The sequence below is a fragment of the Streptomyces sp. NPDC031426 genome (assembly GCF_055581585.1).
On the sequence record NZ_JBVIJE010000002.1, the window covers coordinates 212,589 to 235,281 of the forward strand.

Consider the following 22,693-nt stretch of genomic DNA (forward strand, 5'->3'; position numbering starts at 1 on the left):
CGGCTCCGGCCGGCTCGTCAGCCGCCGAGCCGCTCCAGTGCCGCGAGTACCGGGGCCGCACTGTCCTCGTCGCGGATGCGGGCGCCCAGCGAGCGCGCCCGCTCCCGGTACGCCCGCCCCCGGGTGGCCCGCACCAGCGCCGGGACCAGCGCGTCGCGGTGGCGCGAACTCCCCTGTCGCGGCGAGCGGTTGCAGAAAGACGCCCATGCTCGGCCCCCGCAGCCCCTCGGCGATCGCATGCCCGAGCGGGGCCAGGGAGGGGACAGCAGCAGGACCCCGGCCTCCCGGGCTGCTGTGAGCAGATCCTCGGTCATGCGCCCGACCAGCCGCCGCGCCAGGTCCATCACCCGCAGCAGCTTCCCGGAAAACCGGGAGGCCATCGCCGCCCAGCTGATGATCCTGGCCCGGCACACGGCGCAGGCCCGCCGGGAGGTCCCGGACGCCGACGGCCTGAAGTACTGGCAGTACAAGGTGCTGTTGACGCTGCGCAGGTCCGGACCGCCGTACGAGTGCAGTCCTTCGGGGCTCGCCGAGCGGCTGGGTCTGACCCGGGGCGCGCTGTCGGCCCGGCTCGGGCCGATCGAGGAGACAGGACTGATCACGCGCACGCAGGAGACCGGTGACCGCCGGCGCGTACGGGTCCGGCTCACCGAGGCCGGCCACGCCGCCTTCGAAGCACACGCGGCAGCGGAGGACACGGGCGAAGGCGCGCTGCTCTCAGCGCTGACCGAAACAGAACAGCGCACACTGGCGGACCTGCTGCGGAAGCTGGTCCTGGCCGTCGAGGGCGAGCCGGGGGCAGCCGCCCCAGGCTCGCCTGCGCCGAGAAGGTCCAGGTCAGCCGGGAGGTGACCCGGACCCTCGCGAATCTCCTTCCGGCACCTGTCATACCGGGGTGCGCCTACTCGTCCCAGGCCTGGATGATCAACTGGTCGGCAATCTTGCCGTCGCGCAACGTGACCATCGACTCGGCGAGGACGCGGGTGCCGTCCCCGTACTGGCAGGACTCACTGAACGCGGCGTGATCGCCCTGGACGACGCACCGGTCCAGCTTGTGTGTCATGTCGCGGCTGTAGATGTCGTCCAGCAACTCGGCGATCTGACCCCGCCCGCGCAGCACGGTGGGGTGGCTGGGCTGGTTGTTGCGGTCGACGATACGGATCTCCGCGTTGTCGGCGTAGAGCGACAGAAGGGTGTTCCCCGTGTTCCCTTCTATTCCCCGGCGCAGTGTCTCGATGTCGAAGGCGGAACCTGTCGCGGTGCCCATGGGTGACCTCCTTCGGGCGCCCGCGGCCCGGCGGGGCGCGGACCGCACGGGCCCCCACCCTTCGAGATTCCCCCGGCCCGGCGGCCACGGCAAGCGCAGACGGCGGGCTCCGCCTCACGAGTGAGCGAGAGCCGCCGCCCGTGTCCGGACGGGGTCCGCGGCCGTTGCTGAGAACATGATCTCAACACGACGTATCGTCGCCGCCCTCGGCCTCGCCGCCGGGGTCACGGGCCTTGCCGCACCGCTGGCGAACGCGGCCGGCGCGAGCGCACCGCACCCCGGGCAGATCAACCCCATGGCCGTGCTCGACTCGCTCACTGTCAGCGACATCCCCGCCCAGCACAAGGCGCAGGTCCCGCGGGTCTCCCAGCAGGTGCGCTCGCTGAACCGGGTCAGCCAGCTGAACCGGCTGAACGAACTGCACCAGGTCACCGACCTCGTGGCACCCGTGACGGGCCTGCTGCCGGCCGTCCAGGCCTGACCCGCACGCGGACACGAGGGGCGCAGGACACCTGCGCGAGGGCCGTTCCCGGCGGGGCGGCCCTCAGTGCCGCACGGTCGCCGGAAGCGGCCCAAGCCGCTGTACGACCCCGGTGGCGGCCCTCACCCCTGTACGGCCCCGGAGCCGGCGCTCGGCCCCGACCGCAGCGCCGCCCAGTCCCGGGACAGCGCGAAAGAGCCGCTGCGCTTCGCGGAGGCGGGTCGGCCGGCTGCACCGCGACCGGAGTCCGCACCTGGCTCGAACTGGGCGCGGGTGACGGGCTTCACCCGCCTGCTCCCGGAATGTCTCCCGGACTGCCTCCCGGTCGGTACGGCCTCGGCCCCAGAACTCCGGCTCGGCGGTCTCCGCGCCCACCGGACGGGCGGTGCCGTCGGACACCAGGGAGAGGCGTGGCGCACCCGGGTGGAGCGTGGGGAGATACGGATCGAGGCGCCCGCAGAGGTCGTCCAGCGCGTCGGCGAACACCGGGAACACGTCCAGGAGTTCACGTCCTGTTCCGGGCCGCGGTGCGCACTCCGTTCTCGCCGGGCGCGCCCGGCGAGGCGTCCGCCCCGCTACCGATCGGTCGCGCGTAGGGTCGGCTGCGAAGGCATTCGAGGAAGGGGCCAGAGCATGGCGCAGGAAGTGCGCGGCGTGATCGCACCGGGAAAGGACGAGCCCGTACGGGTCGAGACGATCGTGGTGCCGGACCCGGGGCCGGGCGAAGCCGTGGTGCGCGTCCAGGCCTGCGGTGTCTGCCACACCGACCTGCACTACAAGCAGGGCGGCATCTCGGACGACTTCCCCTTCCTCCTCGGCCATGAGGCCGCCGGTGTCGTGGAGTCGGTCGGCGAGGGCGTGAGCGATGTGGCACCCGGTGACTTCGTGATCCTCAACTGGCGGGCCGTGTGCGGACAGTGCCGGGCCTGTCTGCGCGGCCGGCCCTGGTACTGCTTCGACACGCACAACGCCAAGCAGAAGATGACCCTGACCGACGGTACGGAACTCTCGCCCGCACTGGGCATCGGCGCGTTCGCCGAGAAGACGCTCGTCGCCGCCGGCCAGTGCACCAAGGTCGACCCGGCCGTCTCCCCGGCGGTCGCCGGCCTGCTGGGCTGCGGGGTCATGGCCGGCATCGGCGCCGCCCTCAACACCGGCGGCGTCGGCCGGGGCGACTCCGTCGCCGTCATCGGGTGCGGCGGCGTCGGCGACGCCGCCATCGCCGGATCCCGCCTCGCCGGCGCGGCGAGGATCATCGCCGTGGACATCGACGGCCGCAAGCTCGACAAGGCCCGCACCCTGGGCGCCACCCACACCGTCAACTCCGGCGAGACCGACCCGGTCGCGGCGATCCGCGAGCTGACCGGTGGCTTCGGCGCCGACGTCGTCATCGAGGCCGTCGGCCGCCCGGAGACCTACCAGCAGGCCTTCTACGCCCGCGACCTCGCCGGCACCGTCGTCCTCGTGGGCGTCCCCACCCCCGAGATGAAGCTCGAACTGCCCCTGCTGGACGTGTTCGGCCGCGGCGGCGCCCTGAAGTCCAGCTGGTACGGCGACTGCCTGCCCTCCCGTGACTTCCCCATGCTCATCGACCTGCACCTGCAGGGCCGGCTGCCGCTCGACGCGTTCGTCTCCGAGACGATCCAACTGGACGAGGTCGAGAAGGCCTTCGAGCGGATGCACCACGGCGACGTGCTGCGCTCGGTGGTGGTCCTCTGATGACCGTACGCATCGAACGCCTCGTCACCTCCGGGCAGTTCACCCTGGACGGCGGCACCTGGGACGTCGAGAACAACGTGTGGATCGTCGGCGACGAGCGGGAGGTGATCGTCATCGACGCCGCCCATGACGCCGAGGCCATCGCCCGTGCCGTCGACGACCGGCGCCTGATCGCCATCGTGTGCACCCATGCCCACAACGACCACATCAACGCCGCCCCCGCACTCGCCGACCTGACCGGCGCCACCATCTGGTTGCACCCCGACGACCTGCCGCTGTGGAAGACGACCCACCCGCACCGTGACCCCGACCGGCACCTTCTGGACGGCCAGGTCATCGAGGCGGCCGGCGCCGACCTGACCGTGCTGCACACCCCGGGGCACGCCCCCGGCGCCGTCTGCCTGTACGACCCCGGCCTCGGCACCGTCTTCACCGGGGACACCCTCTTCCAGGGCGGCCCGGGCGCCACCGGACGCACCTATTCGCATTTTCCGACGATCATCGACTCCATCCGCGACAAACTCCTCACCCTCCCACCGGAGACCAAGGTCCTCACCGGCCACGGCGACGCCACCACGATCGGCGCCGAGGCACCGCACCTGGACGAATGGATCCGGCGCGGCCACTGAGACCGCGCCGGCGATACCGACAGAACTCGCCGGGCCGTACGGTCACCCCATGACCGATCACACCCGCTTCTCAGGACACGGAGTTCTCGTCACCGGCGCGGCCCGCGGCATCGGCGCCGCCGTCGCGCGGAGGCTCGCCGAGGAGGGTGGGCAGGTCCTGGTCACCGACCGGGACCTGCCCGAGGCCGAACGGACCGCCGCCGGCTTGCGCCAACAGGGACTGGTCGCCGAGGCGTTGGCGTGCGACACCGCCGACCGCGGCTCGGTGGAGGCGGCCGTCGCCCACGCCGTCGCCGCGTTCGGCTCACTCGACGTGCTGGTCAACTGCGCCGCCCACTGCACCCCGGACGCCCCGCTCTTCGAGGAGGAGTCCGACGAGGCATGGGCCCAGGACCTCGACGTCACCCTTACCGGCGCCTACCGCTGCTGCCGCGCCGCCCTGCCTCACCTCGCCGCCTCCGGACGCGGCGCGATCGTCGGCATCGGCTCCGTCAACGGGCAGCAGGACTTCGGCAACCACGCCTACAGCGCCGCCAAGGCGGGCCTCGGCTCGCTCACCCGCACCCTCGCCGGGCACGCGGCGGGCCGGGGCGTGCGGGTGAACCTCGTGGTGCCGGGCACGGTCCGCACCTCGGCGTGGGAGGGCCGAGACGACGAACTCGCTGCGATCCGCCCGCTCTACCCGCTCGGCCGGGTCGGCGAACCCGAGGACATTGCCGCCGCGGTCGCCTTCCTCGCCTCCCGCGACGCCGCCTGGATCACCGGCACCACCCTGGTGGTCGACGGCGGACTCACCGCGGTGAACACCGGCTTCCGCGCGGCCCTGCAGCACCCCTGAACCGTCAGCCCGAGGCCGTCGCCAGCACCTGAAGCACCCGCTCGGTGTCGGCCTCGGTGGTGCGCCAGTTGCTGAACGCGGCCCGCAGCCCGGGCACCCCGCCGTACACCGTCGGCGTCACATACGCCTCACCCGAATCGGCGACCGCCCGGGCCAGTGCGTCGACCCGCTCCTGCGTGGGGTCCTCGGCGAGGGTGAAACACACGACGTTCAGCCGGACCGGTGCCAGCAGTCTCAGGCTCGGCAGCGCGTCGATGCCCGCGCCGAGCCGGCGCGCCAGGGTCACGTTCCGTTCGACGATCTCGCGATGCCCGGCACGTCCGTAGGCCACCAGCGAGAACCACGCGGGCAGGGCGCGCAGCCGCCGGGAGTTCTCCGGGGTCAGATGCAGGAAGTCGGGCTCGTCGGCGGGCAGGCCGAGATAGGGGGAGGCGTTGTGGAACACCCTGACCTGAAGGTCGCGGCGGCGGGTGAACTGCACGGCCGCGTCGTAGGGGACGTTGAGCCACTTGTGCAGGTCCACGCAGACCGAGTCGGCCGCGTCGAGACCGTCGACCAGCGCGGCGTATTCGGGGGACAGCGCGGCGAAGCCGCCGAACGCCGCGTCCACGTGCAGCCAGAAGCCGTACCGCTCCCTCAGGGCGGCGATCGCCCGCAGATCGTCGAAGTCGACGGTGTTCACGGTGCCCGCGTTCGCCACGACGATCGCCGGCCGGCCGTCCAGGTCCGCGAGGGCCGACTCCAGCGCGGCCACGTCCACGGCCTCCCGGTTGCCGGGCAGCAGCGGCACCTTCCGCAGCCGGTCGCGGCCCAGCCCCAGCACCGACATCGCCTTGGTCACGCTGGAGTGCGGGCTGCCGGAGAGCACCTCGACCGGGCCGAGCGCCGCCGCGCCCTCCCGCGAGACGTCCACACCGAGCCGCTCGCCGAGCCACTCCCGGCCGATCGCCAGCCCGACCGTGTTGGAGGCGGTCGCCCCGGTCACGAACGCCCCGCTGTGCGCCTCGCCCAGCCCGAACAGCTCGCGCAGCCAGGCCACCGTCTCCCGCTCCAGCTCCTGCGCCCAGGAGCCGCCCGCCCCGGACAGGTTCTGGTCGAACGCCGAGGTCAGCCAGTCCCCGGCCACCGACGCGGGGGTCGCGCCACCGGTGACGAAGCCGAGGTAGCGGGGGCCGGCGGAGCCGGAGAACCCAGGCGCCCACCGCTCGGCGAACCGTGCGAGCGCCGCTTCCCCGCCGGCGCCGTCCTCCGGGAGCGGAGCCCGCGTGGGCGCCCCGCCGGGCGCGGCGACCGGCCGCTCGGCCAGCCCCGCCGCCTCGCGGACGGCGACATCGCGGGCGGACTGCAGGAGTTCGGGGAGCCGGGAGAGATCCTCGGCGAGGGTGGGGTGCATGTGCCGCAGCCTAGAGGGACGGGGCAGCCGCGGACCCGGTCCAATTCCGGGGAAGTGGACTGGACGGGAGCGCGCAGCTACGAGCGCCCGGAAGGGGTGCGGGGAACTGCGCGACCAGCCACCCGTGCACCCGTACCCGGCAACGGCCAGACCCTCCGGACGGCGCTCAGCCGCCCCCGCCCATCCCCTCCCGCAGTCGCCCGAGAAGCTCTCGCGCCGCCGGCGGCATCGTCCCCTCCGCCCGCCACGCCAGGGCCACCCGGCCGCGTGCCCGTGGGTCCTGCAGGGGGAGGACGGTGAGGCCCGGCCGGGGGCCGAGACCGGGCAGGACAGCAACCCCGAGCCCGCGAGCCGCCAGCTGGCCCAACGCGTCCGGCGTCGCCGCCTCGAACGCGATGTGCGGCCGGAAACCCGCCTCGGCGCACAGCCGTTCCAGGACACCGCGCACCCCGGTCCCGCGCGGCAGGCCGATCAGCCGGTGCCCGCGCAGGGCCGCCGGCGGAACGGCGGCGCAGCCGTCGTACTCGGCGAGCAGGGGGTGTCCGGGGACGGCCGCCGCGACCAGCGGCTCGTCGATCACCACGTGGTGCGCGATGCCCGGCGGCGCCTCCTCCGCGACACCGGCCACCGCGAGGTCCAGCTCGCCACGGCGCAGCGCGGCCAGCATCCGGTCGGAGGTGTCCTCGGTGAGTGTGACCTCCACTTGGGGGTGCGCCTCGTGGAAGTCCGCCAGCTGTCCGGCCAGGTCGAAGGGGTGCGCGAGGGTGCCGGGGACCAGACCGACGGCGACCCGGCCGCGCAGCAGGCCGGTGTACTCCGCCACCGCCTGCCGCACCCCGTCGACCGCCGCGAGCGCGGCCCGCGCATACGGCAGTACGGCCTCACCCACCTCCGTCGGCCGCACGGAGCGGCCCGAGGTCCAGCAGCGGCTGTCCCAACTCCCGCTCCAGCTGCCGTACTTGCGCGCTCAGCCCGGGCTGGGCCAGACGCAGCCGTGCCGCGGCCCGGGTGAACCCGGCAAGCAGACACCGCAGCAGACAGGGCCGCAACGGCCGCCGCCATCGCCGCCGAGCGTCGAGAACTGGCCGATCTCTTCGAGGCGTTGACGCCCGAGCAGTGGAATGCGCCCAGTCTGTGCGCGGGGTGGCGGGTGCGGGAGGTCGTGGCGCACATGTCGATGGGGTTCCGCCATCCGACGGCGCGGGTGCTGGTGGAGCTGGTCAAGGCGCGCGGCAGCCTGCACCGCGTGACCGACCGGCTCGCCGGCCGGGACGCGGCCGCCCACCCGGACGCCGTACTCGCCGGGTTCCTGTGCACCCATGCCCACCACCCCTGGACGCCCCCGGTCGGCGGCCTCGCCGCGGCCCTCGGCCACGACGTCGTGCACGGCCTGGACGTCACTGTCGCCCTCGGGCTGGACCGAGAGGTACCCGAGGACCGGCTGCGGATCCTGCTGGACGCCGTCGACCCGCGCGCGTTCCGGATCTTCGGCACCGACCTCACCGGCGTCCGGCTGTGCGCGGACGACGTCGACTGGTTCTTCGGCTCCGGCGCCCCCCTTCACGGTCGAGGCCAGGACCTCCTGCTGGTCGCGTACGGCCGCAAGCTGCCCGCCGGCCGGCTGCGCGGCGAGGAAGTTCACCGTTTCGTCACAGCCTGACCGGAACCACAACCCCCGGACCCCCGCGCAGGTCTAGTAGTCCGAGATCGCGGGCATCGCGCAGGGGAGCACCCGGGGCAGGCCCTGGGCGAGTTGGGGAGAAGGGGTTGCACATGGGGGACATACGCAGACGGGGTGTCGTCGTGCTGGGCGTCACGGGACTGGTGGCGCCGCTCACGCTCGCCTTCACCGCGGCACCGGCCCAGGCCGCGAGCTGCACCACGCAGACGGGGCCGTACCAGAAGCAGGTGGAGAAGTTCCTCGGCCTGCCGGTCGACGGCAAGCAGTCCGCCGCCGACTGCCAGGCCATCAAGGCCTTCCAGGACAAGCACGGCATCGTGCCCGACATCGGCTACGCCGGTCCGGTCACCTGGGGCGTGATGGACCTGATGAACAAGCAGAAGGCCGTCGGGAACAATCCGAACAAGGACGGCGCGTGCCCGGTGAACAAGGGCCGGATCGCCTGTGTGAACCTCACGCTCCAGCTGACCTGGATCCAGGACGGCAGGAAACTCGTCTACGGACCGGTCCCCGTGCGTACCGGCCGCAAGGGTTACACCACCCGCACCGGCCTGAAGAAGATCTACTGGCGGGACCTCCACCACGTCTCGACCGTCTACAACGTGCCGATGCCCTACAGCCAGTTCTTCGACGGCGGCCAGGCCTTCCACTCGGTCAACCTGAGCATGTGGAACCCGCCGGGCTCGCACGGCTGCGTCAACATGACGACCAAGGACGCCAAGGCGTACTGGTCGCTGCTGAAGACGGGCGACGACGTCTTCGTGTACGGCCGCAAGCCGGGCACCTGATCACCACCCGGGCGGCACCCGAGTCCGTCGCCGCCCGGACCGTCACGCCTCCGGCGCGTCCCCGAAGTCGGGGATCGGCAGCCGGGCCCCGCCCTGCCGCGCGGACTCGTGCGCGACGATGCCCGGCAGGGTGTAGCGGGCGGCCACCCATGCGTTCACCGAGGGCAGCGAGCGGGTGTTGACCGCGGTGACGAAGTCGTCCACGAGGAAGTGGTGGCTGCCCTCGTGACCGTTGTGCAGGTGGTCGAACTCCCGCGGCAGCCGCGCCCGTTCGTGCACCGGAGCCGAACCCGAGGTGAAGGCGGCCCGCAGGTCCGGCGCGATGTGCGCCAGGGACGGATCGTCGGGGGCCAGGGTCGGCTTGGGTTCCAGCAGCTCGCTGATGTCCTTCACCCCGTTCTTGTCCTGCCACAGTGCCACCGTCGCCAGCTGCTCCATGCTGGCCTCCGTACCGAAGAACCGGAACCGGGACTCGCGGATGTGCGAGGGATAGCCGACCCGCCGGAACTCGTTCGTGCGGAACGATCCGCCGCCCGCGACTTCGAACAACGCGGTCGCGTTGGACACGTCGTTGTCGAACTGGCTGACCGAACGATCGAAAACGCCGTCACCGCGATCGTCCCGCACCCCGATCGCCGACACGCTCACCGCGTGAGTGCGCCAGGCCCCGAGCACCCCGCCCACCGAGTGCGTCGGGTACAGCAGCGGCGGATAGCTGGCCGTCGTCTTCCAGTTGTCGCCGCCGCTGTACTGGTAGGCCTCGTAGAAGCCCAGGTCCATGTCGTGCACGTAGTCGCCCTCGGCGTAGAAGAGCCGGCCGAAGGCACCCTGGGCGATCTGGTTGCGGGCGTGCACGGTCGCCGGGTTGTACTGGCTGGTCTCGCCCATCATGTACGTCAGCCCGGTCGCCCGTACCGCGTCGATGATCGCGGATATCTCCTCCGCGGTGATCGCCATGGGGACGGCGGAGTAGACGTGCTTGCCCGCGCCGAGGCCCGCGAGGACCAGCGGGCCGTGCGTCCAGCGCTGGGTGAAGACCGCGACGGCGTCGACCGCCTTCGACTCCAGCATGGCCTCGTACGACGGGAAGGTGCCGGCGAGACCCTGCGCGGCGGCGAGCCGCTCGGCCCGCTCGGGCAGCAGGTCGGTGACGTAGACGTCACGGACGCCGGGATGGGCCTGGAACAGCGTGGCGAACTGACCGGAGAACTGTCCGGCGCCGACGATACCGAGAGAGGAAGTCATGCCGATTACTTTTGATGCGGAAGAATCACACCGTCAAGAGGTGGGCTGGATGTTCTGCGACGCACCTCAACCGCGTAGTGTTGGGGTGATTACTTCTGAGTCTAAAGAAAACGAAAGATGAGGAGGGGTCGGGTCCATGACCAGCTGGCTGCCGCTGAGCCCCGCGGAGCGCTCCGTGGCGATCGAGGTGCTCGTGCACGGACCGCTGTCCCGCACCGAGCTGGCCCGGCGACTGGGGCTCTCCCAGGGCAGTCTCACCCGGCTGACCAAGCCGCTGCTGGAGTCCGGGCTGCTGGCCGAGAGCTCCGGGACGGCCGGCCCGGCCCAGGCACGCCAGGGCCGTCCGTCACAGCCGCTCGACGTCGTGGCCGACGTCCGCTCCTTCCTCGGCTTCAAGATCACCGGGGACATGGTCTACGGCGTCGTCACCACCCTGCGCAGCGAGGTGACCGCACGGCTCGACCGGTCGCTCGTCACACACGACCCGGCCGCCGTCGCCGCACTGCTCGCGGAGCTGGCGGCCACCCTGTCCGAGGGGCACCCCGCCCCCGCGGGCATCGGCATCGGCGTGGGCGGCCTGGTGCGCGAACGCGCGGTGGTCGCCGAGTCACCGTTCCTCGGCTGGCGGGACGTTCCGCTCGCCGCGCTGGTCGGGGAGCGCACCGGGATGCCGGTCGTCGTGGAGAACGACGTGGCCGCCCTGGTCGAGGCCGAGGCGTGGTTCGGCGCCGGCCGCGGACTCGACCGCTTCGCCGTCCTGACGATCGGCGCCGGGATCGGGTACGGGCTGGTGCTCGGCGGCAGGCGCGTACCGTTCGCGGAGGACGGCCACGGCTTCGGCCATCACTGGATCATCGACCCGAACGGCCCGCTCACCCCGAGCGGCGCACGCGGCAGTGCCGTGTCGCTGCTCACCATCCCCGGCATCGAGTACCAGATCCGCGCCGCCACCGGCCGTGACGCCAGCTACGAGGAGATCCTCGCCGGCGCCGCCGCGGGCGAGCCCATGGCCACCCGGGTGATCGACGAGGCCGCCCGGGCCCTCGGTACCCTCGTCGCGCAGATCGCCAACCTGGCGATGCCGCAGAAGATCCTGCTCGCCGGAGAGGGGGTCGGCCTGATGGATGTGGCCGGGAACACGGTCCGCGAGACGATCGGCGCCCACCGGCATCCACTGGCCGACCCGGTCGACCTGGAGACGAAGGTGTCCGACTTCCACGACTGGGCACGCGGCGCCGCGGTGCTGGCGATCCAGGTGCTGGTACTGGGTGAGGGCCCGGTGTGAACTCCCGTCCCAGGCTTGACACATCGACGTGATGAGCACCGCGTCCGGAATGTCCGCCTCGGGTGTACTTACTCACAGCGCCTTCACCTCGATCGGCATATGCTTCACAGCATGTCCACCAATGTTGAAGCCGCCCCCGAGCGCTCGGCCGCGGAGGTCAACGAGGAGATCAGGGCCCTGTGGCGCCGGTCGGGCGGGACACTGACCACCGAGCAGCGCGCGGAGTACCAGCGCCTCGTGATGGAGTGGGCCGCCGCGGCCCCGCGGTCGCAGCGGGCGGCCTGACCGACCTCGCGCGGACCGCACCATACCCTTACCTTCAGGGCACCCGTGAGCGCACGGGTGCCCTTCTCATGTCGCCCGCGTCACCCCGTCGCCCGCGTCAGCCCCAGGTCGCCGAGTAGTAGCGCTGATAGGCCTTGCGGTCCTGTTCGGCCCGGATGTAGCGGGTCGCGACCAGCGCGATCAGGCTGCCCGCGATGACCAGCAGCCCGGGGCCGAGGTTCCGGGTGTCCGTCAGCCGTGCCAGCAGCGTCTCGCCCTGCGCGCCCGTCACCGGCGCCGCGGAACCCGGCGAGGCCGCGTTCGGCGCCACCGCGCCCTGCGCGGCCGAGGCGGACGGCGCGGGGGAGGGGGACGCATTCCCGGCGGCACCACCGGCGTTCTGCGCCGACACGATCAGCTTCACGTTCAGCGCCGCCAGCGCACGCGTCACCGGCTGGAAGAACGTCGTCCCGCCCGTCGTGCAGTCACCGCTGCCGCCCGAGGTCACACCGAGCGCGATCCCGTTGGAGAACAGCGGCCCGCCGCTGTCGCCGGGTTCGGCGCACACATTGGTCTGGATCAGCCCGGTGACCGTCCCCTCGGGGTAGTTGACGGTCGCGTTCAGCGCGGTGACCGTCCCGTCGTGCAGTCCGCTGGTGCTGCCGCTGCGGAACACCCGCTGTCCCACCGCCGCATCGGCGAGCCCCGTGATCCGCACTCCGTTGCCGCCGCCGATCGCGACGATGTCGGCGCCGTCACCGGCCCTGCCGGAGGCGTACTGCACCAGCGAGAAGTCATTGCCGGGGAAGGTGCTGGCCACCGTCCGGCCGAGCTGCTGATTCCCCTGGTTGTCGGCGAACCAGGTGGATCCCGCGGGACCGCAGTGGCCGGCCGTGAGAATGAAGTCGCTCTGCCCGTTCGTCACATTGAACCCCGCCGAGCAGCGGCCCCCCGTCGACAGGATCGGCTGGGCGCCGTTCAGCCGCGTGGTGAACGTGCCCTTCGTGCGCTCCATCCGCACGAAGCTCCCCGCCTTCGCGGCCACTTGGCTCATCCTGGACCAGTCGCTCGCGGACACCGTGCTGTCCGCGCTGACCAGGACCCGGTTGGTCCGGTAGTCCACCGCCCACGCGGTACCCGCCACCCGCGGCGCCGAACGCAGCGTCGCCGTCGCCGACTTGAGCTCGTTCATGCTGTGCGCCACGACCTTCGCCTCGGCGCCCGCGCGCCGCACCTCCCGCGCCGCCGCCTCGTCGGTCACCGCCACGACCGGCCGCCCGTCGGCGCCGATCCAGCTGCCCGCCGTCCGTGCCGTGCCGAGCCGCGCCACCAGCGCGGTCCCGGTGCCCCCGGCGCCGGATGCGCCCGACGCGGCGAGCGGCCTGGCCGCGGCCGGGGGTGTCTCGCTCGCCATGGCCGCCTGGGCGACCATCGCGCCGCCCAGGAGGAGTCCGCCGACCGCCGCCAGGCGTGTCACCCGCCTGACGATCCGTCGTCGTGCGTGCCGCATGCAGGGCTCCCGAAGCCGAACCGAACGCGCGCCGCCCGTGCCGGCGGCGCGGGACCCTCGGGTCGTCGAGGGCCCGTACCTCCATACGCGCCCGGGGGCCCGGGCGTTCAGCGCTCGACTTCGGAGGGCAGGGCTCAGCCCTTGCGGGCCACCCCGCCGAACATCGCGACCTCCTCCGGCTCGGCCCCGTGGTCGTCCTGCGGGCGCCAGCGCGAGCAGGACACGACACCGGGCTCCAGCAGTTGCAGACCGTCGAAGAAGCGGGCCACGCCCTCGGGGGTGCGCTGGGTCAGCTTCGGAGTGCCGTGCTCGTTCCAGAACGTCACCGCCTCGTCCACGTCCGGCATCGCCGGGTGGGTGACGGTGTGCGACAGCACCAGGTGGCTGCCGGCCGGCAACCGGTCCGTCAACCGCCGCACCAGGCCGTACGGGTCCTCGTCGTCGCCGATGAAGATGACCACGCCGAGCAGCATCAGCGCCACCGGCTCGTTGAAGTCCAGCGTCCTCGCCGCGTGTTCGAGGATCGCCTCGACATTGCGCAGGTCCTCGTCCAGATAGTCGGTACGGCCCTCGGGCGTGCTCGTCAGCAGGGCACGCGCGTGCGCGAGGACCAGCGGGTCGTTGTCGACGTACACGATCCGCGCCTGGGGCGCGATCCGCTGGGCGACCTCGTGCGTGTTGCCGGCGGTGGGCAGCCCGGTCCCGATGTCCAGGAACTGCCGGATGCCCACCTCGCCGACCAGGTGGCGCACCGCACGGCCCAGGAACAGCCGGTCGGCACGCGCGTACTCCCCGATGCCGGGGTGCAGTTGGCGGATGCGGTCGCCGGCCGCGCGGTCCACCTCGTAGTTGTCCTTGCCGCCGAGCCAGTGGTTCCAGATCCGGGCGGTGTGCGGCCGGCCGGTGTCGATACGGGCACGCAGCGACACGGACGCGTCGCCGGTGGCTGCCGGGTTGTCGGTCACGTGGGTCAGCTCCTGGGTACGGATGAGTTGCCGGACGAGGGACACACCGTTCAAGACGCGATCCGGGCGCCCGAGTTGATATGGGCTCGGCTCCCGGGCGTTCCGGTCGTTCGCGCGCCCCGCACGGGCTCCTATCGTGAGCCCCATGACCCGCATCCCGCACGCCGTTCCCGGCGAACCCGACCCGCTGCGCACCCTCGGCCTGGAGCAGCTGCGCCGCCGTACCAGCATGAAGTGGCGCACCTACCCCGAGGACGTGCTGCCGCTGTGGGTGGCCGAGATGGACGTACCCCTCGCCGGACCCGTCGTCCGCGCCGCGACCGACGCCCTCGCCCTCGGCGACACCGGATACCCCGCCGGCACCGCCTACGCCGAGGCGCTGGCCGCGTTCGCCGCCGCGCGCTGGAACTGGGACGGGATCGCCGTCGAGCGCACCGCGATCGTTCCGGACGTGATGCTCGGTGTGGTCGAGATGCTCAAACTGGTCACCGGGCCCGGCGATCCGGTGATCGTCAACCCGCCGGTGTATCCGCCGTTCTTCCAGTTCGTCACGCACATGGAGCGCCGGGTGGTCGAAGCCCCGCTCGGCCCCGGCCTGCGCATCGATCCGGCCGGCCTGGAGGAGGCGTTCCGGGAGGCGACCGCCGGGACCGGCCGCGCCGCCTTCCTGCTGTGCAGCCCGCACAACCCCACCGGCACCGTGCACACCGCCGACGAACTGGCCGCCGTCGCCGCCCTCGCCGAGCGCTACGGCGTCCGGGTAGTCGCCGACGAGATCCACGCCCCGCTCGTCTTCCCCGGCGTCACCTTCGTGCCGTACCTGAGCGTGCCCGGCGCCGAACGCGGCCTGTCCCTGATGTCGGCCTCCAAGGGCTGGAACCTGGCCGGTCTCAAAGCCGCCCTCGCCCTCGCCGGACTCAAGGCCGCCGCCGACCTCGACCGGCTGCCCGAGGAGGTCGGCCACGGCCCCAGCCACCTCGGCGTCATCGCCCACACCGCCGCCCTGCGCGAGGCCACCGGCTGGCTCGACGCCCTGCTCACCGGACTTCAGGCGAACCGGCGACTGCTCACCGGCCTGCTCGCCGAGCAGCTGCCCGCGATCCGCCTGCACCCCGCCGAGGCCACCTGTCTCGCCTGGCTCGACTGCCGCGCCCTCGGCCTCGGCGACGACCCCGCACAGGTCTTCCTCGACCGCGGCCGGGTCGCCCTCAGCTCGGGCCTGCCCTTCGGCACCGGCGGCGCGGGGCACGTACGGCTGAACCTGGCGACCTCTCCGGACATCCTCACCGAGGGGGTACGGCGCATGGCCGCGGCCCTGGCATGACCGAGCGGTGCGCGCACGAGCCGTACGGCCTCCTAGACTGCCGTGCATGGACGACACGCGGCTGGACCGGCTCGGCTCCGGCAAGTACCTGCTGGTCACCAGCCATCGCAGGGACGGCACCCCCGTCGCCACCCCGGTGTGGGTGGTCCGGGACGGTGACACCCTCGGCGTCTGGACGACCGCCGACAGCTTCAAGGTCAAGCGGATCCGCCGCCGCGCCGACGTCCTGGTCGGCCCCTGCGACCTGCGCGGCAACCCCACCGGCGACCAGGTGCCGGCCGCCGCGGAGATCACCGACGCCGCCACCACCGCCCGCTACCGGGACCTCATCGCCCGCAAGTACGGCATCGTCGGCCGCCTCACCCTGCTGGGCAGCCGGCTGCGGCGCGGACTGGACGGAACGGTCGGGATCCGGGTGACCCTCGCGGAGTGAGGCGACCCCCGCGGAGTGCGGGCCGCCCGGAATCGAGCCTGCTCCCGCAAGGGAGTTGCCCCCGGAGCCGAGGCGCCGGGGACGGCGGCGCGGTGCCGTCAGGTCCAGGCGCCCCGGTACGGCTCGTCCAGCAGCTGGAAGACCGGCTCGCCCCGCACCGGATCCTGGGCGGTGGACAGCCGGACCCGGTCGCCGCTGTGGATGCCGATCGGCGGGCCCATGACCCGGCCCCGTACGACGAACCCCTCGGCCATCTCTATCAGTGAGACATTGCGTGCCGCGGGCGTGTTGCGGTGCACCACGGTGGAGTGCCGGACCGTGCCGACGCCCTCGCTGCGCTCCGTGCGCAGCTCGCTGCCCTGGCACACCGGACACAGCAGCCGGTGGTACATCGCGGTGCCGCACCAGGTGCACCGCTGGAAGACGATGGCGTCCCTGGAGTCCGCGGAGACGGGGTCGAGAACACCCGCCGCGGAACCGGCCGCCGGATGCGAGGCGCTTGCTGAGTGGTGGTACACGCTGGTCAACTCCCTGCGCTCGGCCGGAATCCCGCGTGTCCGGCGCGCACCGGGCACACGCGTGCGCGGCAGCCGTGCCACCGTGCACGCCGACAGAGTATGGCACTCAGTGTCACTCGTAAAGGCACTGCGTACCCCCAATCTGCGGGAAGGGGGTGTCAGGTGCGACCGAGTGCCGTCTCCAGCTCCTGCACCACCCGCCACAGCGGGGCGTCCCGGCGGGACACCAGCACCACCACGTCCTCGGGACCGCCCTCCGCCCCGCCGGCCGGCGGCCATTCGATCCGGGCAGGCGCCGCGACCGGCTCGGTCGTGTGCCCGAACGCCCGTTGCACATACCCCAGCGCGTGGTCCACGGCCGCTCCCGCGTCGCCCAGACCGTCCGAACGCAGCCACGAGCGCAGGGCGTTGTTGTGCGCGGCGACCACGGCGGCCGCGATGACATCCGCCCGCAGTGTTCCGTCGGGCCGGCCCGCGAACCGTCCGCGCAGGTACTCGGCGAGGGCGCGTTCGTAACGCCACACCACCGACAGCTCGTAGGCCCGCAGGCCCGGCACCTGCTTGGTGAGGCGGTAGCGCTGCACGGAGAACGCCGGGTTCTCCGCGTACATCCCCAGCACCAGCCGGGCCGCGTCACACACCCGGCGCACCGGCTCGTGCTCCTCCTCGCTCGCGGCGAGAAAGGCGGTCATATCGGCCAGGCAGCGCTCGTGGTCGGGGAAGACCACGTCCTCCTTGGAGGGGAAGTAGCGGAAGAACGAACGCCGGCCGACCCCCGCCAGGGCCACGATGTCGTCCACGGTGGTCTGCTCGTACCCGCGTTCCAGGAAGAGCTGGAAGGCCGCCGCGACGAGGGCATCGCGCATCGGCGGCTTCACGGCCGGCGCCGCGCTGCTGGAGCTCATGGAGGGGAACGTAGCACTCGGATGAGCCATATGACACTCAGTGCAGTCCGAGTAGCTGCATGGGGGAACTGAGTGCTGCGGATGCGGCACCGGTCCTGGGGCCCGGGTCCGCGCCGCGCAGCACGGAGTGCGGGTTGCCGGCCAGGTCGGGGCTGGGAACGGGAGCGGCCGTACCCCGACGTAACCTTTCTGCATCCACCGCCGACACGGCACCTTTCCGTGCCCGCCGCCGACACGGCCGCATCCGCCCGAGGAGACCCCGTATGCCCGCCGCCCGCCCCCGCCTGCTCTACGTCACCGATCTGGCGTACGAGGCCCGCGGGCGCCGCTACTGCGACGAGGACATCTTCCTCACCTCCCGGCTGCGCACCCGCTTCGACCTCGCCCTGTGCCATCCGCTGGACGCCGAGGCGCTGATGGACGGCTTCGACGCCGTGGTCGTCCGCAACAGCGGGCCCGTCCTCGGCTACCAGCGCACGTACGACGCCTTCCGCGCGCGTGCCCTCGCCACCGGCGCACGGGTGTACAACCCGCTCACCGGCAAGGCGGACATGGCCGGCAAGCAGTACCTGCTCGACCTGAGCGCCGCGGGCTTCCCCGTGATACCGACGGTCGGCCGCGCCGAGGAACTGCACCTGCTGCCGGCCGCCGAGCGGTACGTCGTCAAGCCCATGCTGGGCGCCGACTCCCTCGGCCTCAGGATCGTGCCCGCAGGCCAGGTGCCCGCGCTCGCCACCGGCCAGGTCCTGATCCAGCCCTGCGTCGACTTCGTCCACGAGGTGTCCTTCTACTTCGTCGACGACGACTACCAGTACGCCCTGTATACCCCCGACCCGCGGCGCCGCTGGGAGCTGAAGCCCTATGCGGCCACCGCCGCCGACCTGGAGTTCGCCCGGCGGTTCATCGACTGGAACGACCTCGGCCACGGCATCCAGCGCGTCGACGCCTGCCGCACCCGCGACGGCGACCTCCTGCTGGTCGAACTGGAGGACCTGAACCCCTACCTGTCCCTCCAGGCTCTGCCGGAGGAGGCCAGGGACGCCTTCGTCACCGCGTTCACGGCGTCCCTGGGCCGGTTCGCGCAGGAAGCGCGGGGGATGCTCAGCCCAGCCTGACGGTGACCCGCCGGGTGGCCCCGGCCGTGCCCGTGAGGTCGCCGAAGGGGGCGCCGTGCCCGACGGCGGCACGCTGTCCTCCGAGCGTTTGGAGGATGTCGGCCACGCCTGAACGGCGGCACCTCCGTCGTCGTATCTCAGCACGGGGACGACGGAAGGAGAGCCAGGTGCCGACACCTCCCGATCCCGAACGGCCGCATCCCCGACCGGTCCTGGAACCCGTCCGGGTCCTGCGGCCCCGCCGTCTCGACGGGCTCGCGGAGCTGATGCGCGAGATGGACAGCGCTCCCGCGCGAGCAGCAGACACCGACGAGGCGGAGACACAGGAGCTCCCGCCCGTACCGCCACAGCCCCGCACCACGTCCGCCCTGCGCCGGACCGCCGTCGCCGGGGCGGTGGCCGCCGCGGCTCTCCTCGGTTTCGGCGGCGCCCTGCTCCTCACCGGCCGCCAGCAGGCCGCGGCGACCGCACCCCCGCATCGGCCGGCGACGACCGCACCGTCCGCCACGTCACCGGCACCGACCCTGACCGCATCCCCCGCGCCCACCGCCGCCACCGACCCCGACGGCCCCGGCACCCTCCGCCCGGGCGACACCGGCCCCGGGGTCACCGAACTGCAGGAACGGCTGCTCCGCATCCCGGACGTCTACCGCGACGGCTCCACCAGCGGCACCTACGACGCCGACCTGACCGCGGCCGTGGCCCGGTTCCAGCTCTGGTACGGCATCAGCGGCGACGAGACCGGTGTCTACGGCGACGACACGCGCCGCGCGCTGGAGTCGCGGACCAGCCTGGGCGACGATTCATGAGAGGGGCGCAGGGAACCCCGGGGAAGTGGCGCGGGCGGCCTCCGGGCCTTCCTGCGTACGCCGAGGCCGGGCCGTAGCGGCGGACGGGAGCGCGGTGCCATGACGGACGTGGACGGGACGCGGAGCACGCGGGACGTGGACGGTGCGGCGGCCCCGGAGGGCATGAACGGCGCCACGGACGGCCCCATGAAGAGCGCCACGGACGACTCCCTGAACGGCCCCCTGCACGGCTCCATGGCCGGCTTCTTCGCACGGCTGGACCCCGACATGTGCGTGGTCACGGCCGTGGCCGACGGTGAGCGGGCCGGGTGTCTGGTCGGCTTCGCCTCGCAGTGCTCCATCCGGCCGCCCCGGTTCACCGTCTGGCTGTCCAAGGCCAACCACACCTACCGTGTCGCCCGGGCCGCCCAGCACCTCGGCGTCCACCTGCTCACCCGGGACCAGCGGGACCTCGCGGAACTCCTCGGCGGCGAGACCGGCGACAAGGTCGACAAGTTCGCGCACCTGGAGTGGACGGAAGGGTACGGCGGCGCGATGGTGCTGCGGAACACGGCGGCCTGGTTCGTCGGCACCATCCTCCACCGCACCGACGGAGGCGACCACGTCGGCTTCGTCCTGGATCCGGTGCAGTGGGGCGAGGGACCCGGCGGGCCGCTGCTGCGCCTGTCCGACGCGGTCGGCATCAAGGCCGGTCACCCCGTGGAGTGAGCGGATTCGAACACCGGGAGACACTCCGAAGAAGGCATTGCCCCGGCGGTGACCCGGCGCCATCATAGGCAGCCCGCGGCCGACGGCCGCGCGTACCGCCGCACCACGACCGAAAGCCAGCCCGATGACCGGCTCCCGCATTCCGGGCCTGCTCGTGCCCGCCGTCTTCCTGCTGGCCCTCGTCGTCGGGGTGCTCTGGTACTGGCGGCACCGGAACGACGACTGATCCCGGCCCCGCCCCCGGCGGCGTCACGGGTCCCGGCGCCGCCCGGCCCTAGTCGTCCGTGCCCGGCGCGTCCGTCCCGTCCGTCAGGTCCTCCAGCGGCATCCTGATGTCCAGCACGCACACATCGTCCCGCCCCTCCTCCGCGAGCATCGTGGCGAGCAACGCGTCCAGGGATCCGGACGCGCCGCAGCCCTGGTCGCGCACCGCTTCGGCCAGCCGGTCCAGGCCCGCTTCGAGGCTCTCGCCGGGGCGCTCGACCAGGCCGTCGGTGTACAGCAGCAGCCGGTCCCCGGGCTCCAGGCCGAGTTCCGCCGCCTCGAAGACGGGGGCCGCGCTCGCGCCGAGCAGCATGCCGCCGGGCCGGTCGAGATAGCGCACCTCGCCCCGGCGCGAGAGCAGCGGCGGCAGATGCCCGGCCTGCGCCCAGGCGAGCTCGTGCCGGCGGGGGTCGTAGCGGGCGAGCACCATGGTGGCGGTGGTCTGGGTGTCGCGGGAGTGCAGCAGCAGGTAGTTGAGCCGCAGCAGCACCCCGGTCAGCGAGGAACCAGTGGTGACCATGCCCTTCGCGCTGAACCTGAGCTGGGCCATCGTGGCCACGGCGTCGACGCCGTGGCCCGCGACGTCACCGACCACGAACAGCACGTTGTCGTCGGGCAGTTCGATGGCACTGAACCAGTCGCCGCCCACATGGATTCCGGACTGGGCGGGCAGATACGCGACCTCGATGCGCAGCCCGGCCAGCCGCACCGGCTTGCTCGGCAACGGCAGCAGGGCGTGCTGCAGCCGGGCGGCCAGGGCCCGCTCGGCCTGCAGGATCCCGCGCTGCAGCAGCATCGCCCGCTCGCTCTCCACGAGCGCCAGTTCCGCGCTGCGCTGCCTGGTGAGGTCCTGGACGAAGCCGTGCACCTCGACGGTGGTGCCGTCCGGCGCCCTGACGGCCTCCGCGACCAGCCGCAGATGCCGGACCCCCTCGGGCGTGTCCATGCGGAACGGCATGTCGAACCGCCGGGCGTGGCGGACGAGTTCGGCGATCGCGTGGGTGAGCGGCCCCGCGTCGTCCGGCAGGGCGAGGTCAGGGAGCCGTTCCAGAGCGAGCGGCCGCTCGGCCTGGGGGCGGCCGAGGACGGCGTACGTCTGCTCGGACCAGGAGATCTCCCCGGTGATCAGGTTCCAGTTGGCCCAGCCGAGGTTGCCGAGCCGCTGCACATCGGCCAGCCGCTGCTCCTGCAGCTCGGCGGGGTCGTGCCGCACCCAGGTGACCAGCAGCCCCTCGCCCAGCGGAGCGGCCCGCACCGAGTAGGTGGCGACCACGGGCACCTCGCCGACCACCTCCTGATGGACGAACGACTCGCTCTCGAACGGCACCCCGGCCTCCAGCGCCTGGAGACAGCCCTGCCACAGCGGCTCGCCCGCGACGGCCGGATAGCTCTCCAGGACCTGTCTGCCGACCATCTCCCGGCCGGAGCGGCCCAGCACGTCGACCGCCCCGGAGGTGGCGGCCTCGATGCGGTAGTCCGCCACCTCGCCGGAGGCGGCGCGCAGCGGCGTCAGCAGGATCGCCGCGCCCGGCAGCGCGTCGAACACCGCCTGCACGGTCTGGGCGACGGCGCCGCCGGTGCGTTCCCGCGGGGTGTCGAAGGCGCGCAGCCGACCCGCGCACAGCCGGGTCACGGCCTGCAGCAGCCGCCGCTCGCGCGGTTCGAACGTCCCGCCGCGGCTGCGCCACACGCCGAGGACGACATGCGCGGAGTCCCCGGCCGGCATGGGCAGCCAGGCGCGGCTGGGCCAGCGCTCCGGCGACTCCCCGATGATCGGACACCGGTCGCGGTCCCCGGAGAGGTCCTCCAGCCATCGCGGCTCGCCGGACCGCAGGGCGTCGAGCGGGACCGTTCCGGTCGCCGGGGGGACGTACCGCCACTGCGCGGCGAAGGTCGTGTCGAGACCGGCGTGCCCGATCAGTTCGAGACCGCCCTCGGGCATCCGCGTGTACAGCATCACGGCGTCGGCGTCCGTCTCGGGCGCGATGTGGCCCAGCAGGCACCAGGCCAGCTCGTGCGGCGTGCCGACCCGGACCAGGTCCCGGCCGATGCGCCCGAGTGTCTTGGCGAGGTCCACCGCGCCGGTTGGCGCGCCCCAGGAGTCGGCGGCCTGCGGTTCGGCGGGTGACGTGCCGTCCGGCCGCTCCTTCGGCGGCGGCAGGGCGCCCAGGGTGAGCCAGCACTGTTCCAGGAGCGTGCGGTTGCCGTCCGCGGCGCGCCGCAGCAGCTCCTCGTGCGCGGCCGCCGGGGAACATCCGGTGACGGCCATGAGCACGCCTTTGGCCCTCTCCTGGACCGCCGAGGTGGCGGCCAGGTCCCGCAGCCGTTCCATCTCCGCGCGCTGCCGGGCCACGACCCTGGCCAGTGCGGCCGGATCGCCGCCGACGGGATTCGCCGGGTGAACGGGCTCGCTCGTCACGCGACGAGCATGGCATATCGGGGCCCGCTCGATCACTCTTCTGGCGGGTCGGGATTCATACGAGCTTCACACGAGCTTCGTACGATCGCCCGAGGGCACCCGCGAGTCGTCCGTGTGATCCCCGCACGAGGGG

At 72.8% G+C, this 22,693-nt stretch carries 23 protein-coding genes and 1 pseudogene; 14 read left to right on the top strand and 10 right to left on the bottom strand.

The features are described 5' to 3' along the window. Nucleotides 1-17: 17 nt before the first annotated feature. Nucleotides 18-314, bottom strand: a complete 297-nt coding sequence (locus ACZ5NH_RS03985) for a hypothetical protein (RefSeq protein ID WP_468772858.1) — start codon at nt 312-314, stop codon at nt 18-20. Here ACZ5NH_RS03985 and ACZ5NH_RS03990 point away from each other — a divergent pair. Next, nucleotides 313-852, top strand: coding sequence for a MarR family winged helix-turn-helix transcriptional regulator (locus tag ACZ5NH_RS03990; protein WP_468772859.1), 540 nt, complete (start codon nt 313-315; stop codon nt 850-852). The genes ACZ5NH_RS03985 and ACZ5NH_RS03990 overlap by 2 nt on opposite strands. A gap of 49 nt (nt 853-901) precedes the next feature. Here ACZ5NH_RS03990 and ACZ5NH_RS03995 read toward each other — a convergent pair whose 3' ends face one another. Further along, the gene (locus ACZ5NH_RS03995) at nt 902-1,267 is read right to left on the bottom strand and encodes a nuclear transport factor 2 family protein (protein WP_388625474.1); all 366 of its coding nucleotides are present in this window, start codon (nt 1,265-1,267) and stop codon (nt 902-904) included. A 175-nt stretch (nt 1,268-1,442) separates the two neighbouring features. Here ACZ5NH_RS03995 and ACZ5NH_RS04000 point away from each other — a divergent pair, with 175 nt between their 5' ends. From ACZ5NH_RS04000 to ACZ5NH_RS04015, 4 genes are all read left to right on the top strand, one after another. Next, the gene (locus ACZ5NH_RS04000; protein WP_468772860.1) at nt 1,443-1,748 is read left to right on the top strand and encodes a hypothetical protein; all 306 of its coding nucleotides are present in this window, start codon (nt 1,443-1,445) and stop codon (nt 1,746-1,748) included. 633 nt (nt 1,749-2,381) lie between these two features. After that, nucleotides 2,382-3,467, top strand: coding sequence for an S-(hydroxymethyl)mycothiol dehydrogenase (locus ACZ5NH_RS04005; RefSeq protein ID WP_468772861.1), 1,086 nt, complete (start codon nt 2,382-2,384; stop codon nt 3,465-3,467). Beyond that, nucleotides 3,467-4,096, top strand: a complete 630-nt coding sequence (locus tag ACZ5NH_RS04010) for an MBL fold metallo-hydrolase (protein ID WP_388625480.1) — start codon at nt 3,467-3,469, stop codon at nt 4,094-4,096. The genes ACZ5NH_RS04005 and ACZ5NH_RS04010 overlap by 1 nt, the downstream gene beginning before the upstream one ends. A gap of 49 nt (nt 4,097-4,145) precedes the next feature. After that, nucleotides 4,146-4,934, top strand: coding sequence for an SDR family NAD(P)-dependent oxidoreductase (locus tag ACZ5NH_RS04015; RefSeq protein WP_468772862.1), 789 nt, complete (start codon nt 4,146-4,148; stop codon nt 4,932-4,934). 4 nt (nt 4,935-4,938) lie between these two features. On the opposite strand, the gene ACZ5NH_RS04020 is transcribed toward ACZ5NH_RS04015, so the two are convergent. Both ACZ5NH_RS04020 and ACZ5NH_RS04025 read right to left on the bottom strand, forming a co-directional pair. Continuing rightward, nucleotides 4,939-6,327, bottom strand: a complete 1,389-nt coding sequence (locus ACZ5NH_RS04020; RefSeq protein ID WP_468772863.1) for a pyridoxal phosphate-dependent decarboxylase family protein — start codon at nt 6,325-6,327, stop codon at nt 4,939-4,941. Between the two features lie 166 nt (nt 6,328-6,493). After that, nucleotides 6,494-7,376: pseudogene (locus tag ACZ5NH_RS04025) on the bottom strand (LysR family transcriptional regulator). Nucleotides 7,377-7,387: 11 nt separating this feature from the next. Between ACZ5NH_RS04025 and ACZ5NH_RS04030 the strand changes: the two are divergent. Together ACZ5NH_RS04030 and ACZ5NH_RS04035 are read left to right on the top strand one after the other, a co-directional pair. After that, nucleotides 7,388-7,987: a maleylpyruvate isomerase family mycothiol-dependent enzyme gene (locus tag ACZ5NH_RS04030; RefSeq protein ID WP_468773081.1), complete on the top strand. Its 600-nt coding sequence runs from the start codon at nt 7,388-7,390 to the stop codon at nt 7,985-7,987. A 113-nt stretch (nt 7,988-8,100) separates the two neighbouring features. Beyond that, nucleotides 8,101-8,796 (top strand): L,D-transpeptidase family protein, encoded by a 696-nt coding sequence (locus ACZ5NH_RS04035; protein ID WP_468772864.1) that lies wholly within the window; start codon nt 8,101-8,103, stop codon nt 8,794-8,796. Nucleotides 8,797-8,838: 42 nt separating this feature from the next. Here the strand turns inward: ACZ5NH_RS04035 and ACZ5NH_RS04040 are convergent, their stop codons facing one another. Continuing rightward, nucleotides 8,839-10,041 carry a Gfo/Idh/MocA family protein gene (locus ACZ5NH_RS04040; protein WP_468772865.1) on the bottom strand — a complete coding sequence of 401 codons (1,203 nt, stop codon included), beginning with the start codon at nt 10,039-10,041 and terminating at the stop codon, nt 8,839-8,841. Nucleotides 10,042-10,177: 136 nt separating this feature from the next. Between ACZ5NH_RS04040 and ACZ5NH_RS04045 the strand changes: the two genes are divergently transcribed. Beyond that, on the top strand, nt 10,178-11,326 hold the full coding sequence (locus ACZ5NH_RS04045; protein ID WP_468772866.1) for an ROK family protein: 1,149 nt from the start codon (nt 10,178-10,180) through the stop codon (nt 11,324-11,326). 99 nt (nt 11,327-11,425) lie between these two features. After that, nucleotides 11,426-11,611: a hypothetical protein gene (locus ACZ5NH_RS04050; protein ID WP_468772867.1), complete on the top strand. Its 186-nt coding sequence runs from the start codon at nt 11,426-11,428 to the stop codon at nt 11,609-11,611. 97 nt (nt 11,612-11,708) lie between these two features. Here the strand turns inward: ACZ5NH_RS04050 and ACZ5NH_RS04055 are convergent, their stop codons facing one another. Then, the gene (locus tag ACZ5NH_RS04055; RefSeq protein ID WP_468772868.1) at nt 11,709-13,100 is read right to left on the bottom strand and encodes a S1 family peptidase; all 1,392 of its coding nucleotides are present in this window, start codon (nt 13,098-13,100) and stop codon (nt 11,709-11,711) included. Nucleotides 13,101-13,234: 134 nt separating this feature from the next. After that, nucleotides 13,235-14,065 (bottom strand): SAM-dependent methyltransferase, encoded by an 831-nt coding sequence (locus tag ACZ5NH_RS04060; protein WP_468773082.1) that lies wholly within the window; start codon nt 14,063-14,065, stop codon nt 13,235-13,237. Nucleotides 14,066-14,210: 145 nt separating this feature from the next. Here ACZ5NH_RS04060 and ACZ5NH_RS04065 point away from each other — a divergent pair, with 145 nt between their 5' ends. Both ACZ5NH_RS04065 and ACZ5NH_RS04070 read left to right on the top strand, forming a co-directional pair. Next, nucleotides 14,211-15,389 carry a MalY/PatB family protein gene (locus tag ACZ5NH_RS04065; protein ID WP_468772869.1) on the top strand — a complete coding sequence of 393 codons (1,179 nt, stop codon included), beginning with the start codon at nt 14,211-14,213 and terminating at the stop codon, nt 15,387-15,389. Between the two features lie 46 nt (nt 15,390-15,435). After that, a complete protein-coding gene (locus ACZ5NH_RS04070; protein ID WP_388625503.1) occupies nt 15,436-15,822 on the top strand; it encodes a PPOX class F420-dependent oxidoreductase in 387 nt (128 codons plus the stop codon). A gap of 98 nt (nt 15,823-15,920) precedes the next feature. On the opposite strand, the gene ACZ5NH_RS04075 is transcribed toward ACZ5NH_RS04070, so the two are convergent. Both ACZ5NH_RS04075 and ACZ5NH_RS04080 read right to left on the bottom strand, forming a co-directional pair. Then, nucleotides 15,921-16,340, bottom strand: a complete 420-nt coding sequence (locus ACZ5NH_RS04075; protein WP_388625505.1) for a Zn-ribbon domain-containing OB-fold protein — start codon at nt 16,338-16,340, stop codon at nt 15,921-15,923. Between the two features lie 158 nt (nt 16,341-16,498). Further along, on the bottom strand, nt 16,499-17,245 hold the full coding sequence (locus ACZ5NH_RS04080) for a TetR family transcriptional regulator (RefSeq protein WP_468772870.1): 747 nt from the start codon (nt 17,243-17,245) through the stop codon (nt 16,499-16,501). A 263-nt stretch (nt 17,246-17,508) separates the two neighbouring features. On the opposite strand from ACZ5NH_RS04080, the gene ACZ5NH_RS04085 reads away from it, so the two are divergent. The 3 genes from ACZ5NH_RS04085 (at nt 17,509) to ACZ5NH_RS04095 (ending at nt 19,877) form a co-directional block, all read left to right on the top strand. Further along, entirely contained in the window at nt 17,509-18,360 is an 852-nt protein-coding gene (locus ACZ5NH_RS04085; RefSeq protein ID WP_468772871.1) for an ATP-grasp domain-containing protein, read from the top strand. Nucleotides 18,361-18,527: 167 nt separating this feature from the next. Then, nucleotides 18,528-19,169, top strand: coding sequence for a peptidoglycan-binding protein (locus ACZ5NH_RS04090; RefSeq protein ID WP_468772872.1), 642 nt, complete (start codon nt 18,528-18,530; stop codon nt 19,167-19,169). Between the two features lie 234 nt (nt 19,170-19,403). After that, nucleotides 19,404-19,877: a flavin reductase family protein gene (locus ACZ5NH_RS04095; protein ID WP_468773083.1), complete on the top strand. Its 474-nt coding sequence runs from the start codon at nt 19,404-19,406 to the stop codon at nt 19,875-19,877. A 274-nt stretch (nt 19,878-20,151) separates the two neighbouring features. On the opposite strand, the gene ACZ5NH_RS04100 is transcribed toward ACZ5NH_RS04095, so the two are convergent. Further along, a complete protein-coding gene (locus tag ACZ5NH_RS04100) occupies nt 20,152-22,473 on the bottom strand; it encodes a SpoIIE family protein phosphatase (protein WP_468773084.1) in 2,322 nt (773 codons plus the stop codon). Nucleotides 22,474-22,693 lie beyond the last annotated feature (220 nt).